Raw genomic sequence first — 14,814 nt, 5'->3', positions numbered from 1 at the left:
AGGACCATGCTCGCTCAATAACCTCGCGGCGCTTTGCCGCCGCGCCGGCATCGGCTACGCTTGCCGTCATGATGGTTCGATCCGGCAAACCGGCCATGCGGTTCGGGACGCTGATGTCAGCAGTGCTGCTCCTGGTTTTCGCCGGCAGGACGGCATGGCCGCAAGCTGCGCCGCCCGTGCTCGGCCTCCAGGAGCAGGGGACGCAGGCCGCGCCGCCGCCGTCGACACCCGCTCCTTCGGCGCCGCCGGCGCGCGAGGAAAATCCCGGGCTGATCAACGAAATGGGCAAGCTGTTCGACAAGTTGCCCTCGATCCTGCCGCCGATCAAAAGCCCGAGCGAGACCATGAACGATTTATCGCGGCTGGCGAAGCCGTCCACCATGGTCTCGGGGCGTGCGGCCTGTCCGGCCTCCGCGAACGGCGCGCCCGACTGCAAGCAGGCCGCCGACCAACTCTGCCAGAGCAAGGGCTATCGCGAAGGCAAGAGCCTGAACGCCGACTCAGCCGAGAAATGCTCGGCCAAGGTCCTGATACCGGGCCGGCAACGCAAGCCGGACGATTGCCGCACCGACACTTTCGTGACCAGCGCGCTGTGCCAGAACTAACGTGATGGCCTGCGCGCATGCAACAAGGAGCGCCAATGAGCCGTACGGAGCAGGACTTCCTCGGACAGCGTGAGATCGCCGACGACATCTATTACGGCGTCCAGACCATCCGCGGGAAGGAGAACTTCCACATCACCGGCATTCCGATGAGCCAGGAGCCTTACTTCGTGAAGGCGCTTGGTTACGTGAAGAAAGCGGCCGCCATGGCCAACCGCGATCTCGGCGCGATCGACGCCAAGGTCGCGGACGCGATCATTCTGGGCTGTGACCGCGTCATTGCCGGCGACATGATGGATCAGTTCGTCACCGACTTCATTCAGGGCGGTGCCGGCACATCGACCAACATGAACGCCAACGAGGTGATCGCCAACCTCGCGCTGGAATCGCTCGGCTTTGCGAAGGGCGATTACCAGCAGGTCAGCCCCAACGATCACGTCAATTACGGCCAGTCCACCAACGACACCTATCCTACCGCCTTTCGCCTGGCGCTGATCCTGCGGCTCGAGAGCTACATGACGGCGCTGCGCCAGCTCCAGGAAGCTTTCTTCGCCAAGGGCCGCGAGTTCGACCGTGTGCTGAAAATGGGCCGCACGCATCTTCAGGACGCGGTGCCGATGTCGCTCGGCGCCGAATTCCGGGGATGGGGCACCACGATCGGCGAGGAGGTGGATCGCATTTCGGAGGCCCGTGCGCTGCTGCGCGAGATCAATCTCGGCGCCACCGCGATCGGCACCTCCGTGACCGCGGCCGTCGGCTATCCCAAGCTCGCGGTCCGGCATCTGAGCGCGCTGACCGGCGTCGAGTTCGTTCTCGCCGGCGATCTTGTCGAGGCGACCTCCGACACCGGTGCCTATGTGCAGCTCTCGGGCATCCTCAAGCGCACCGCCAGCAAGCTGACCAAGATCTGTAACGACATCCGCCTGCTTGCCTCCGGCCCGCGTGCCGGCTTCAACGAGATCAACTTGCCGCAGCTTCAGCCGGGCTCCTCGATCATGCCCGGCAAGGTCAATCCGGTCATCCCCGAGGTGGTCAACCAGACCAGCTTCCTCGTCATCGGTCTCGACACCACGGTGACGCTGGCCGCCAGCGCCGGCCAGCTCCAGCTCAACGTGATGGAGCCGGTGATCTCGTTCGCGCTGTTCTTCTCGATCCGCACTATGGAGCGCGCGGTCAACAGCCTGCGCGAGCATTGCGTCGTCGGCATCACCGCCAACGAGGAGCACACCCGCAACATGGTGCTGAACTCGCTCGGTATCGTCACGGTGCTGAAGCCGCTGCTCGGCTACAAGCAATGCGCCGAGATCGCACGCGAGGGCTACAAGAGCGGCAAGTCGCTGCACCAGATCGTGGTGGTCGAGCGCAAGCTGCTGACGCAGGAGAAGTGGGACGAGATGTTCTCGTTCGAGCGGCTGATCAACCCGGATCTGATCGGGTGAAGTCATCGCGTCGACTTCCGGTGCGCATGGGAGATCGATGCTTTTTCTGCACGTCATTGCGAGGAGCCCTTGCGACGAAGCAATCCAGAATCCTTCCGCGGAGAGAGTCTGGATTGCTTCGCTGCGCTCGCAATGATGAAGAAGACGGTTAGATTGTACGGGTAAGAATTCCGCGCGTTGGAAATTGCGGTAGCCACATCCGCCATGGCGTCACAACGCAATACTTGACAGTGGAAAGATTGCCTTGTTGGTATGATCCCAACCTTCGTTTGACCGCCAAGAGAGGACCATTCCGCAATGTCCATGCCTGCCTTATTCAAGGGCCGCCTGTCGATCCCCGTGATCGGTTCGCCGCTCTTCATCATCTCGGTGCCCGATCTCGTGATCGCGCAGTGCAAGGCGGGTGTGGTCGGCTCGTTTCCGGCGCTGAACGCGCGGCCGCCGGAATTGCTCGACGAATGGCTGGCGCGGATCACCGAGGAGCTCGCGGCCTATGACCGCGCACATCCCGATAAGCCGTCGGCGCCGTTCGCGGTCAACCAGATCGTGCACAAGTCGAACAACCGGCTCGACCACGACATGCAGCTCTGCGCCAAGTACAAGGTGCCGATGATCATCTCCTCGCTCGGGGCACGCGAGGAGCTGAACCAGGCCGTGCACGGCTGGGGCGGCATCGTCTTCCACGACGTGATCAACCAGAAATTCGCGCACAAGGCGATCGAGAAGGGCGCGGATGGCCTGATCCTGGTCGCAGCCGGCGCCGGCGGCCATGCCGGCACCATCTCGCCGCTCGCCTTCGTCGCCGAGACGCGAAAGTGGTTCGACGGCCCAATTGCGCTGTCGGGTGCGATCGGCAACGGCAAGGCGATCCGCGCCGCGCGCATTCTCGGCGCCGACTTCGCCTATATCGGCTCGGCCTTCATCGCGACCAAGGAGGCTAACGCGGTCGAGAAGTACAAGGAGATGATCGCCGGCTCGAGCGCCGATGACATCGTCTATTCCAACCTCTTCACCGGCGTGCACGGCAATTATCTGAAGCCCTCGATCCTCGCCGCCGGCATGGATCCGGAAAACCTGCCGACCTCCGATCCCTCCAAGATGAACTTCGGCACCGACGCCTCCGGCGAGCGCGCCAAGCCGAAGGCCTGGAAGGAGATCTGGGGCTCGGGTCAGGGCATCGGCAGCGTCGAGGGCATCCTGCCCGCCGCCGACCTGATCGCACGCTTCAAGAAGGAATACGACGAAGCGATCGATCCGCCGTTGTGATGGGCGGCTGTTGTGGCACGCCTAGTTCTCATTCGTCGTCCCGGCGAAGGCCGGGACCCATACCCCCGATAGGTTGTTGTTGCGGCTGATATCAGCCCCGATCTCGCTTCACCAAGTTCGGTCTGTGAGTATGGGTCCCGGCCTCCGCCGGGACGACACCTGTTTTTGAACTGCGAATGTGTGCGACGGAGCGACCATGCCCCCCATCTACCGCGTCGACGGCAACAGCGTCGTCACCAGCCCGGACGCCGCGGGGCCGTGGGACCGCCGAATGCAGCACGGCTCGGCGCCGGCGTCGCTGGTGACGTGGGCGGCCGAACGCATTCCGACGCCTGTTCCGATGGAGATCGCGCGGGTCACGATCGATCTGATGCGTCCGGTGCCGGTCGCGCCGCTGACGATCGCGACCGAGGTCTTGCGTGAGGGCCGCAAGATCCAGCTCTGCGAAATCAAGCTGCTTGCCGACGGCGTGCAGGTGGTCGGCGCCACCGTGCTCAAGATCAGGCGCCAGGCGCTGAGCCTGCCCGACGACGTCAAGGAGCTGCCGGTTGCGTTGCCCTCGCCCGAGGACTCCCTAATCGAGGATGGCCACGCTGCCACCAGCCCGTTCGTGCGCTTGGTCTCGATGCGGGCCGCGCGCGGCCGCTTCGGCCAGGCCGGCGCCGGCGCGATCTGGTTTCGCGTCGATCATCCCTTGATTGCAGGCGAGGCGATCTCGCAGGCGATGCGCGCCGTGGTCGCCGCCGACTTCTCCAACGGCACCGCCTCGACGCTCGACTTCCGCGCCTGGACCTACATCAACGCCGATCTCACCGTGAGCTTTGCGCGGCAGCCGGTGGGCGAGTGGATCCTGCTCGACGGCGACTCCTGGATCGGCCCCGACGGCGCCGGGCTGGCAATGTCGCGGCTGGCTGACCGGCAGGGCTATTTCGGCCGGGCGGTGCAAAGCCTGGTGATCGAGAAAAGGTCGTAGCTCGCGCGAAGTCCGCGCCTCAATCTCGGTGTCATGCTCCGCGACCCGGCTACGCCAAGGCTTCGCCGGGGCTAAGGTCCAGGGGCGCCGAAGCTTTAGCGAAGGCGGCAAGCGGGGCATCCAGTATTCCAGAGGCGGCTCTGATTGAATCGAGAGGCCGCGGCGTACTGGATCGCCCGGTCAAGCCGGGCGATGACACCTGATGTGAAGAGGCAGCGTTGCGGCTCACGACGTGGACGCTCACCCCACCATCCGGTCCCGCCCGCTCCAGAAGCCCGCGCGCAACACCTTCTTGTCGACCTTGCCGACGCCGGTCATCGGCAGCTGCTTGACGAACTGGATCTGTTTGGGCGCGTGCGCCGAGCCCTTTCGCGTCTTCACCAGGTTGATCAGCTCGTCCGGATCGGGCCTTGCGCCCTCGCGCGGCACGACGATGGCGGTGACGGCCTCGCCCCACTTCTCGTCGGGAATGCCGACGACAGCCACCATGGCGACGTCGGCATGCTGCGACAGCACGTCCTCGACCTCGCGCGGGAAGATGTTGAAGCCGCCGGAGACGATCATGTCCTTCTTGCGGTCGAGGATGAACATGTAGCCGCGCTCGTCCTTGCGCGCGATGTCGCCGGTGTGGACCCAGCCGTTCTTCAGCGTCTCGGCGGTGATGTCGGGCCGCTTCCAGTACTCCGCCATCACGTGCGGCGCGCGCACGCAGATCTCGCCGGCTTCGTCCGTCCTCACCTCCTGGTCGTCGTCGTCGAGGATCTTGGCCTCGCAGGCCGCGATCGGGAAGCCGCAGGACAGGAACAGCTCCGGTGTCTTGGGATCATGATCCGCCTTGCGCAGCACCGAGACGGGATAGCATTCGGTCTGTCCGTAAAGCTGCGAGAACACCGGCCCGATGCGCTCGATGCCCTCGACCAGCCGGCTCGGCGACATCGCGGAGGCGCCATAGAGCACCAGCTCGAGCGAGGACAGGTCGGTCTTGCCGAGCGCGGGATGATCGAGCAGCACATAGATCATGGTCGGCACGAGCAGCGTGAAATTGATGCGCTCGCGCGCGATCGTCGCCAGCATCGCCTCGGGATCGAAACTCTTGAGCATGTGCACGGTGCCGCCGCGCATCAAGGTCGGCAGCACCTTTGTGCCGGCGACATGGCTGATCGGTGCGACCGTGAGATAGCGCGCGGCCTCGGGAATCTCGAAGTCGGCGAGGATCGCGGCGGCGGCTCCGGCATTCTCGCGGTGATAGCGCAGCGCGCCCTTGGATTTGCCGGTCGTGCCGCCGGTGTAGTTCAGCGTGGCGAGATCGTCGGGGCCGGCGAGGCACAGCGCGCTGGCGTGTCCCGCAGTCTCGATCGCCGCCAGCAGATCGACGCCGTAGCTGGCTGGTCCCATGGTGAAGACCGCCTTGAGCCGGCCGGCCTTCGCGGCGAGGTCGCCGCCGCGATCGCGGAAGGCGGCCGCGTCGACCACCAGCATCTCGGCGTCGGAATCCTCGAGTTGAAACAGCTGGTCCTCCAGCGATCCCAAAGGATGCAGCCAGGTGATGCAGAGCCGCGACAACTGCGCCGCGACGCCCGCGCACCAGGTGTCGGCGCGGTTGGCGGTGAGGAAGGCGACGCGCGCGCCGGGCTGCAATCCAAGCCGCATGAACACGCCCTGGATGCGTCCGATCAGGTCGATGGTGCCCTGATAGCTCAGCGATCCCTCAGGCCAGGCGAAAGCGGTGCGGCCGGGATAGCGCGACAGCGCCCGTAGCGTCTGCGCACAAGCCGGGGACGATGCGTGGAGCGGATCGGACATATGTTTCCTCGTTGCTTTGTCATCGGCTTCTGGCGTGCCAATGTTGCTGATGACGCTAGCACAGCGAATGCGGGATGGAACGACAAAGCCCGCGCAGGGCGGCAAGAATGACAAGGAGATTTGCGTGCCATCAGACCGACTGCAGCGCTTTCGCGATCGTCTTGATCTGCCGCTGATCGCGGCGCCGATGTTTCTGGTGTCGGGCGTCGAGCTCGTGGTCGCGGCCTGCCGCAACGGCGTGATCGGCAGCTTCCCAACCGCGAATTGCCGTAGCGCGGAACAGCTCGACGAATGGCTCACCGCGATCGAAACCCGCTTGCGGCAGCACGAAGAGCAAACCGGACGCAAGGCGGCGCCGCTGTGTCCGAACCTGATCGTGCACCGCTCCAACGCGCGGCTGGAGCAGGATCTCGCCGTCCTGCTGCGGCACAGGCCGGAGATGGTCATCACCTCGGTCGGCTCGCCTGCGCCCGTGGTGAAGCCGCTACATGATGCCGGCGCATTGGTGCTGGCGGATGTCGCCTCGATCCGGCATGCCGAGCGTGCGGCGGAAGCAGGCGCCGACGCGCTGGTGCTGCTGACGGCGGGTGCGGGCGGCCAGACCGGCTGGCTCAATCCGTTCGCCTTTGTCCGCGCGGTGCGCGCATTCTACGACGGCATCATCGTGCTCGCCGGCGGCATCAGCGACGGCCACGCGCTGCATGCCGCGGAAGTGCTCGGCTGCGATCTCGCCTACATGGGCACGAAGTTCATTGCGACGCGCGAGAGCATGGCGGATGACCGTTACAAGCGGATGCTGGTCGAGAGCAGCGCCGACGACGTCCTGCTCACCACCGCCTTCACGGGACTGCAGACCAGCATGCTGAGGCCGTCGATCGTGGCCGCGGGTCTCGATCCCGACGACCTGCCGGCGCGCGGGGCGATCGACATTGCCAAGGACATCGACGTCGCCGCGCGCGAGAGCCGGCCGAAACGCTGGCGCGACATCTGGAGCGGCGGGCACTCGACATCGGGGGTGACGGACGTGCTCACTGTCGACGATCTCGTTGCGGGGACGGTTACCGAATATCGCGAGGCGGGCGGGCGGTAGACTTGTTCGCCTCTCCCTGCGTGCGGGGAGAGGCCGACGCGCGCCGAGCGATGCGAAGCATCGTCCGAAGCGCGGCGGGTGAGGGGGAGCCTCCGCGAGTCCGACTGTCACCTTGATTGCGGAGAGAGCCCCTCACCCCGACCCTCTCCCCGTAAGGACGGGGAGAGGGAGAAGAGCCTCCGGCGCCCCGATCACGGTTAATCCCGCGCTCTTCCGCCCCGCTCACTTAACGGCAGATTAACCATCGCCCGCCAAGAATCCTCTCAAGGCCGCCAATCAGGACCGAGAGGGACAGGCGATGGACTTCAACTATCTCAACGGCAAGACAGCCGCGACGTTGGACGAAATCCGCGTTCGCGTGGCCCACGCGCTGGCCCGCCATCCGCTGTGCCGCAACGTGCGCTTCGACATCGTCAGCGTCCCCCGTACTCGCCGAGGCGGCAACTGGACGGTGGCGCTGCAATCGGTCGAGCCGCGCGCGGTCTGGGAGGCCTCGGAGATCGTGGCCGACATCCAGGATGCCTACGAACTGGCGGCAGCTGCCTGATTTCGTTGAGCTTTTCAGGCGATGTCGCCGCAGTCCGCGCGATTGCCGCCGCAATTGCACGGTTAAGCCTTAATTATCGCCCAGTTTCCGGGCAGTGATCACGTGGACTTGAAAGTTGGGCGCGGAGAGACGTTTGTCCAAAGCCATCACCATCGTCGCGCTGACCTGTTTTCTCGTCCTTGGCGCTGCGACGACCGCCATTCTCGGCCGCGACAGCGTGCCCAGTGTCAGCGCGGAGATGATCACGCAGGCGCCTCCGGCCAAACCGCTCGCCACCAATCGCGCCGCCAAGGCCGACCGTCTGGTTCCGACGCTGGCGCTGGCTTCGGCCGCAATCGAACCGGTGCAGGTCGCCGCCGACAAGCTCGCCCAGACGCCGGTGCTGACTGAGCCGCTGCGCCAGGCCTTTGCCGCCGCGACGCCTTCCGATTTCCCGATGCCGAAGGCAAGTTCGCACGAGGCGCCCGCCGCAGCGGAGGTCCCCGCCGTCGAAGTCCCGGCCAAGCCGAAAGTCGTGGCCAAGCCGCAACCGCAGAAATCCTATGCGCTGTTGTCCGACGCACAGATCGCGGGCATCAGGGATCGCCTGAAACTGTCATCGTCGCAGGAATATTATTGGCCCTCGGTCGAGACGGCGCTCCGCAACGTCGTCCGCAAGATCTCGGCAAACAAGCTCTCCAATCCGAACGCGCCGGGCGTGCCGATCGATCCAAATTGCGACGAGGTCCAGCAATTGAAGTCGGCGGCGATGCCGCTGCTGTTCCAGCTGCGTGACGACCAGAAAGAGGAAGTGCGCAAGCTCGCCCGCATCATCGGGCTGGAGAAGGTCGCGCAGCAGATCTGACAGTTCCTTTGGGAACTGCTCCCGTATCAGGAACATCCGGCAATCAACGTGCGTTGCTCGCCCCAAAGAGGGAGTGGATCAATGCGCGCCTCGACAGCCTATTTCGTCGGTGCCGGAACCATTGTCGCGGCCATCGCCATTGGTCTCGGCGGCGGCATCGTCGCCGGCAACATCATGAATCCGATCGCGCCCAAGCAGGGGCCGGACACCAGCAAGCGCGCCGACGCCGCTGGCACAGCGGCGGCGATGAACGCACCGTCCGAGCGCGTGAATTATCTCACCGGTTCGCAGGCTTTTGGCGCGATCATTGCCGCGCCGGCGCAGGCCGAGGCAAAGCCTGAACCCGCCAAGCCCGATACGCGAACCTCTCAGGCCAACGCTGAACCGCCAGCACCGCGGCCGTCGCAAGCAGCCGCGGTCGAGCCGCCCAAGGAGCAGTCCAAGGAACTGTCCAAGCCGGCACCAGCCGCGCCCAGGCCTGCGGAGCAGCAGGCGTCGACAGAGCCGGCCGCCTCACCGGACAACGCCTATGCCAAGGCGCGGGATTCTGACGTGAAGCGCGCCGCGTCCGAACGGCGCCGGATGGAGCGCCGCGAACGCTGGGCCGAGCGCCGCCACTATTACGAGTCCCGCGAGATGCGCGGCCCGCGCGACCGCACCGATTGGGACGACGTCGCGCGCAACATCCGCGAAGACTCCGATGCCCGCGATATCGCAAGCCGCCCACGCAGCGGATTCCCGCAGATCAGGCTGTTCGGGCCTGACGACGACTAAAGCATGATCCGCAAAACAGAGTCCGGGCTCGCTCCGCTGGAGCGCTCCCGGACTTGAGGGCCGGCTCAGCCGCCGTGAGATTCCACGACCTTGCGGCAGGAGTCGGAGAGCTTGGTCTTGTTCTGACGCAGGCAGGCATTCATCTCCGGCGGCTTGCCGATATGTTCGGCGCAGAATTTGCTGGCATCGCCGCGACAGGCCATCTGCTCCTGCGGCGTCGGACCGGATTGCGCGGCGGCGGACATGGCGGTGGCGGCGAGCAGCAGCGCGGCAAGAACCGAAATCTTCATAAAACACCTCTTTGGGATTGTCGTTGGTCCCGCCTGGGATCAAGCGGGCCGGACGATCTCGCGAAGGCCGGGCGCAAGTCCATGCCATGTTCATGGCACCGGGTGCGCTCTCTCAGGCATGGCACCCCCATCTTCATGGCATGTATCCGCGCCCGGTCTTTTGCCATTCAGGCTGCACCTCGGCTGCGAACCCGGTGATTGCACCGGGACGCCGGACGGGAAGCAGGAGAGCAAGATGTCGAAAAGAGCGGGAGCGCTGAGCGCCGGGCTGACGATCATGGCGCTGGCGGGTGCGGCGATGGTGTCGCTGGGCACGAGCCCGGCGCAGGCCGTGGTCTATTGCAAGACGGTCGGCGTGCCCAAGGGCTGCGTGGTGCGGCCGACTGCGGCCGTGGTGGTCGCGCCGGGAGCTCCGGTTGCGCGGGCCGCGGTCGCGACGCCCGGTGTCGGCGCGCCCGGTGTCGGCGTGCGCGCCGGTACGCCGATGAACCGCGGCGGCCCGGTCAACCGCGTCGGCGTGCGCTGATATTCCATTCGGTTGATTTGATTGCATTGCTTCGGGCCAACGAAGCCCCTGCGGACGAACGCCCCCCGTCCTCCGCAGAGGACCGGCCCGTCCCCTCTCTCCGTGCGCCCCACACGTTCGGGGAGGGGGCTTTTCAGCCCGCAGCCGCATCGCTGTCGGGAAAACGCTGCGGCAATTGCAGCCGCACGCGCGTGCCTGAGGCATCCGAGCTCAGATCGAGCACCGCGCCGCAGCGGGCGGCGCGGCTCCTCATGTTGCGCAAGCCCCGCGCGGTCTGGCCGGCGCTCGCGCCATTGCCGGCGAGGGCAAAGCCTTTGCCGTCGTCCCGTCACGCTGATCACGCCATACGGCCCGTGATCGTCGTCGAGCGTCTCGATGCCGACCGCGATGTGGCGCGCCTCTGCGTGCTTGACGGCGTTGGTCACGGCCTCGTCGAGAATGCGCACGATCTGGATGACGTGCCATGGCCGCAATTCCGGATGCAGTGGCAGGCCCTGCGGCGTTGCCACGCGCCAGTCGAGCGCGATGTCGTGCGGCCGCAATTGCGCCGTCGCGCGCTCGCGCCAGGAGCCGAGCGCGAGCATCAGGTCGCCGCCGATGTCGTCCATGGAATCGATGACGAGGCGCAGATCCTTCAGTGCTGCGCGAGCGGCCTCCGTGATGGTCGCGCCCTCATGGCCGCGCTCGGAGAGCGCGACGATGCTGACGAGCTGGCCGCCGAGTCCGTCATGCAGGTCCCGCATCAGCCGCGTGCGCTCATTGGCGAGCGCAGCGGCACGGGCGCGCGCCTCTTCGCGGGCAAAGCTCGCCTTCAGCCGTTCCTCGGCCTCGCCCACCCGTGCAACGAGCTGGCCGGCAAAGCTGTCGACCTGGTTCAGCGCGCGCGCGAAGCGCCAGGTCAGCCCGGCGCCGATCGCGACGAGCATCGCCGAATAGGACAGGCGCGAGACGAAGATGCGATCGTTGGTCACGATCTCCAACACCGTGAGCATGTCCTGGACCCAGCAGACCAGCACGATGGTCACGGCGCAGCCGATCGTGAAGCTTGCCGCGTCCTGCCGCCGGACCACTGCGGCTGCGGTCACACAGGCCATCAGGAACAGGCAAAGCCCGACCGTGGGAATGCCGAGCACCAGAAAGAGAATGCGCGGCAGCGGCGGGCCCCCGATCAGTCCGACCACGAACACGACGAGGCCTGGCACGAACAGCAGCGTGCCGTAGCGCGGCCAACGCCAGCCGAAGAACAGCATGCCGAACACGACGATCAGCGCGCTCTCGATCGGTGCGGATGCCAGCAGCACGGCGGCGAGCCGCGACGTCGTGGCCGGCGGCACCGGCGGCGGCACGAACGCCTGCACCACGCCGAGCACCATCGCCGCCGCCAGCACGCCGTAAACCGGCTCGTGGCGCCGCATCAGCCACATGATCGCAAGGATGACCGCGAGAATCGATTGCCAGGCGGAGAACACGACGGGCAGCGTGACGAACAGCAGCGTGCGCGTCTCATAGGCAGGACGCAACGCGGCATCCGGCCCGACATAGACGGTATCGAGAAAGCCCTTCAGCGGCCCCCAGACGAACAGCCGCACCGTGAGATCGTTGGCGCCGTCGCGCAGCAGCGAGGACGGAATCGCAGCGATCTGCGGCGTGTTGCGGTCCGGCCGGTTGGCATTGGCATCACGCCGGGAATCCAGCACCACGACGCCGTTGACGGCGACCTCCACCGCGTTGCTGAAGCGTGGCAGATACACCGACCATCCCGATCCCGCATCGCCCCTGCGGAATGTGAAGGCACCAGTGTAGAGCGGCGGGTCGGCCAGCGAATAGCGCGATGCGGTGAAGTGCGGCAGCCTCACCGCGCGCATCGTGCCGTCCTCGCGCGCTGAAAAATCGCTCACCGCGAAGTCTTCGGGATCGCCGGGTTGCAGCAGCCGGAGCCCAAGGATGGTGACGATGACGATCAGGGCCTGGAGCAGTAGATAAGGCACGAGGCGCGACACGATCAGCCGGCGCCGCGGGCGCGTTGTTGTCTTCGCCGCGATCTCGCTCACAGCTTGATCAGGCCCTGCTGCACCGCTTCGAACACGGCCTCGCTGCGGGTGTGCACCTCGAGCTTGCGATAGATGTTCTTGATGTGGCCGGGCACGGTCTGCCTGGACAGGCCGAGATGGCTCGCGATCTCGGCATAGCTGAAGCCTTTGGCGATGCCCCAGAGGATGTCGATCTCCCGCGGGGTCAGCTTGGCCGTGTTGAGCGCGGGGCCGGGCGAGGGCTCCGCCGAACTCTGCGTTCGCCGCACGATGAAACGGGCGATCGAGGCCGAGATCGGCGAATGGCCGGCGACCAGATCGCGCACAGTGGTGGCGATGTCGGTCGGGAAGGCATCCTTCAGGAGATAGCCGGTCGCACCCACGGTAATCGCCGAGATCACGCTTTCCTCGTCGCCGAGCGCGGAGATCACCATGATCTCGGTATCGGGAAAGCGCTGCCGGGTTTCGCGAATCAGCTCGATGCCATGGCCGTCGGGCAGCCTGAGATCGGTGAGCAGCACGCAAGGCGTGCCCTCGCCGAGCGCAGACCGGGCCTCAGCGAGCGTGCCGGCACTGCGCACCTCGTAACCGGCCTTGACCAGCGCGTCCTGGAGCCGCCAGCAAGTCGGCGCGTCGTCCTCGACGAGGAGGATGGTGATGGCCTCACCCGTCTCGCCCTGTTCGCTCATGTTCATCGTCCCGCGACCCGCGTGTCCCCCGCGGCGCGAGGCAAGTCTAACCGCAGCACGGACGCCGTGACACCCATAATCATGGGGGCGACGATGACACGGGTCCCGCGCCAGACGCGGACAGGCGGTCGTCGCTTGCGCCTAGGCTGGAGCGCGTGCTCATAATCCGCGCTGCACTCAGGGCGCGGATGGAGGTCCGCTCCGCCTCTGACACCGGCCCGTTACGGCAGCCAACCAGACGTCCGAGTTGGGCCAGATCCGGAAGCCGCAGCTTGGGCGGCGAAATCCCGTTCGCTCCGGAATTGCGTGCTATCGAATGTGATAAAGATGTACGCCGTAGCCTTCAAATTGGTCCTCGAAAGAACCTTGCGCGAGGGATACGCTACGACCCTCGCCGATGACACGAGCGGTGGTCTGGTGAACGCTATTGACCGAGATCCGCGCTATCGATGGAGAGTTCTGCATCGCGACGGCAAAGACATACGTATCGCCTTTGTACACCTTCACCATGGTTGCAATCGGGACCTGCGAGCTTACGGATACAGCCCCGGATACGCTTGGGCTGTTCAACGCTGGCGAGAGAGACCGGATCAACTGGTTCGTTCTCGTGACCTCCTCCACGATATCAGGGTAGCGGAAGATGGCGTCTTCCCGGAAGGTTGGTTTAAACTCATGCACGAAATAAAAAATTCCCGTCGCGCCATGAATCAATGCCATCCAGATCTCCGCCCGAACCTCCGCCGCAGTCGGTCGACGGGTCGGATCTAGTGCTGTCGTCTCGATTGCCATCCATACGCTTTGCCCATCGGCAGCCCGCTTCGCGAGATTAGTGACGCCACGTGCAACATATTCCAGCCTTCCTTTAACTTGAGGAGTAGTGGATCCCACTGGATAGATGTCGTACGACAAGATGTCTGCCCCCTGGATCGCAATATCGTAGTAACCCTGATCACCGTTGCAGCTGCCACGACCGCGCCAGAATTCGTTGGCCACACCCTGTCCGAAATTGATCATCACCGGTCGCGTTGGATCCCGCGCTTTCATCTCTTGCGTGCGCCGAGCGACTTCAATTGCTGGGACGCATGTTCCGTGCAGTCCTGGCCCGATCGGTTGAGCATTGTCCGGTTCGTCTTCTTGCATCCATGCCTTGATAACGTGTCGATTGACCGATTTAAGCGCAAGGTCGTTTTGGTCGGCAACGGCGAACATGTGCTGCCTTGCCAATGCGGCGAGTTGCTCTTCAGTGGGTCCTTCGGGCAATCCCACAAAGGTATTGATCCCGATTGCCTTGTAATTGACAGCGAGAGTCGGCGACTGCAACCAAACGCCTATCGGGAAGAAATCGGCAGATCCATTTACCTGCAACTCGCCGCCCGATACCGAAGTGCCCACGAGGAGCAAGACTCCCACAACTGTCCTACAACCGAACGGCATGGCGCGACCTCCGGCTAAGTGTGTGACACCAATGAAGCGGCCCAATTCATCGCGTCGGTCCTAGAGCGTCCGATGAAGGCTAGCATATTCCGCCTAACTTCCCGCACAGATGATGCAGGCAGAACCGTTCTGGACGCGGCGCGGCGGCCTAAGGTCCGCTACGGGTCTTGGTTGTGTGCAAACGCATAGGCCTGACGCGGCGTGGTCGCCAAGTATTGCGCGCGGCCGGTATTTGCGTATCGAATCGTCCAATGACCGGCCAAAGTAGGTACCGCGACCGGGGGATTGTAGTTTTGGACGCACTTCCGGCCGTCAGGCGGCGCGGATGGCTGCAATCAGGCTTGGTTTGCCGAGGATGTTCATCACCCGTGTGAGGTTATAGGCGAGAACATGCAGCGCCATCTCAGCAGCGACATTCCGCAGGCGCTTCATCAGGAAGTGGGTCGCACCCATACGGGCCTTGATCGTGCCGAAGGGATGCTCGATCGTCTCGCGCCGCGTCCGCAT

14 protein-coding genes and 1 pseudogene are annotated in these 14,814 nt (G+C 65.1%); 9 read left to right on the top strand and 6 right to left on the bottom strand.

Annotation, left to right across the window (positions count from 1 at the left end; translation table 11 throughout):
* Positions 1–68: 68 nt before the first annotated feature.
* The 4 genes from BLV07_RS35360 (at position 69) to BLV07_RS35345 (ending at position 4,280) form a co-directional block, all read left to right on the top strand.
* Complete coding sequence (locus BLV07_RS35360; RefSeq protein WP_091895099.1) at positions 69–605, top strand: hypothetical protein; 537 nt, start codon at positions 69–71, stop codon at positions 603–605.
* A 35-nt stretch (positions 606–640) separates the two neighbouring features.
* Complete coding sequence (locus BLV07_RS35355; RefSeq protein WP_091895098.1) at positions 641–2,041, top strand: aspartate ammonia-lyase; 1,401 nt, start codon at positions 641–643, stop codon at positions 2,039–2,041.
* Positions 2,042–2,338: 297 nt separating this feature from the next.
* A complete protein-coding gene (locus BLV07_RS35350; RefSeq protein WP_091895091.1) occupies positions 2,339–3,307 on the top strand; it encodes an NAD(P)H-dependent flavin oxidoreductase in 969 nt (322 codons plus the stop codon).
* A gap of 196 nt (positions 3,308–3,503) precedes the next feature.
* Entirely contained in the window at positions 3,504–4,280 is a 777-nt protein-coding gene (locus BLV07_RS35345) for a thioesterase family protein (RefSeq protein WP_091895090.1), read from the top strand.
* Positions 4,281–4,520: 240 nt separating this feature from the next.
* Here BLV07_RS35345 and BLV07_RS35340 read toward each other — a convergent pair whose 3' ends face one another.
* Positions 4,521–6,083 (bottom strand): AMP-binding protein, encoded by a 1,563-nt coding sequence (locus BLV07_RS35340; RefSeq protein ID WP_091895089.1) that lies wholly within the window; start codon positions 6,081–6,083, stop codon positions 4,521–4,523.
* 124 nt (positions 6,084–6,207) lie between these two features.
* Here BLV07_RS35340 and BLV07_RS35335 point away from each other — a divergent pair, with 124 nt between their 5' ends.
* The 4 genes from BLV07_RS35335 to BLV07_RS35320 all read left to right on the top strand — a co-directional run bounded on the left by BLV07_RS35335 (position 6,208) and on the right by BLV07_RS35320 (position 9,338).
* Entirely contained in the window at positions 6,208–7,173 is a 966-nt protein-coding gene (locus BLV07_RS35335; protein ID WP_091895194.1) for an NAD(P)H-dependent flavin oxidoreductase, read from the top strand.
* A 298-nt stretch (positions 7,174–7,471) separates the two neighbouring features.
* Positions 7,472–7,720, top strand: coding sequence for a hypothetical protein (locus tag BLV07_RS35330; protein ID WP_091895088.1), 249 nt, complete (start codon positions 7,472–7,474; stop codon positions 7,718–7,720).
* Between the two features lie 133 nt (positions 7,721–7,853).
* A complete protein-coding gene (locus BLV07_RS35325; protein ID WP_164935137.1) occupies positions 7,854–8,564 on the top strand; it encodes a hypothetical protein in 711 nt (236 codons plus the stop codon).
* 81 nt (positions 8,565–8,645) lie between these two features.
* On the top strand, positions 8,646–9,338 hold the full coding sequence (locus BLV07_RS35320; RefSeq protein WP_091895087.1) for a hypothetical protein: 693 nt from the start codon (positions 8,646–8,648) through the stop codon (positions 9,336–9,338).
* Positions 9,339–9,403: 65 nt separating this feature from the next.
* On the opposite strand, the gene BLV07_RS35315 is transcribed toward BLV07_RS35320, so the two are convergent.
* On the bottom strand, positions 9,404–9,628 hold the full coding sequence (locus BLV07_RS35315; protein WP_091895085.1) for a hypothetical protein: 225 nt from the start codon (positions 9,626–9,628) through the stop codon (positions 9,404–9,406).
* Positions 9,629–9,863: 235 nt separating this feature from the next.
* Here BLV07_RS35315 and BLV07_RS35310 point away from each other — a divergent pair, with 235 nt between their 5' ends.
* On the top strand, positions 9,864–10,154 hold the full coding sequence (locus tag BLV07_RS35310; protein ID WP_060737488.1) for a hypothetical protein: 291 nt from the start codon (positions 9,864–9,866) through the stop codon (positions 10,152–10,154).
* A gap of 133 nt (positions 10,155–10,287) precedes the next feature.
* Here BLV07_RS35310 and BLV07_RS35305 read toward each other — a convergent pair.
* The 4 genes and pseudogenes from BLV07_RS35305 to BLV07_RS35290 form a co-directional block, all read right to left on the bottom strand.
* Positions 10,288–12,205 (bottom strand): annotated as a pseudogene (locus BLV07_RS35305) (sensor histidine kinase).
* Entirely contained in the window at positions 12,202–12,873 is a 672-nt protein-coding gene (locus BLV07_RS35300) for a response regulator transcription factor (RefSeq protein WP_176945963.1), read from the bottom strand. Before BLV07_RS35300 ends, BLV07_RS35305 begins: the two are co-directional and overlap by 4 nt.
* 309 nt (positions 12,874–13,182) lie before the next feature.
* Entirely contained in the window at positions 13,183–14,265 is a 1,083-nt protein-coding gene (locus tag BLV07_RS35295; protein ID WP_143035585.1) for an alpha-amylase family protein, read from the bottom strand.
* A gap of 354 nt (positions 14,266–14,619) precedes the next feature.
* A partial coding sequence (locus BLV07_RS35290; RefSeq protein ID WP_143035584.1) for a transposase occupies positions 14,620–14,814 on the bottom strand: 195 nt, incomplete at its 5' end.

The sequence above is a fragment of the Bradyrhizobium sp. Rc2d genome (assembly GCF_900099855.1).
Classification (GTDB): Bacteria; Pseudomonadota; Alphaproteobacteria; order Rhizobiales; family Xanthobacteraceae; genus Bradyrhizobium.
The sequence above is the reverse complement of the archived record's forward strand: the minus strand, read 5'-3'. Positions and strand labels throughout refer to the sequence as shown.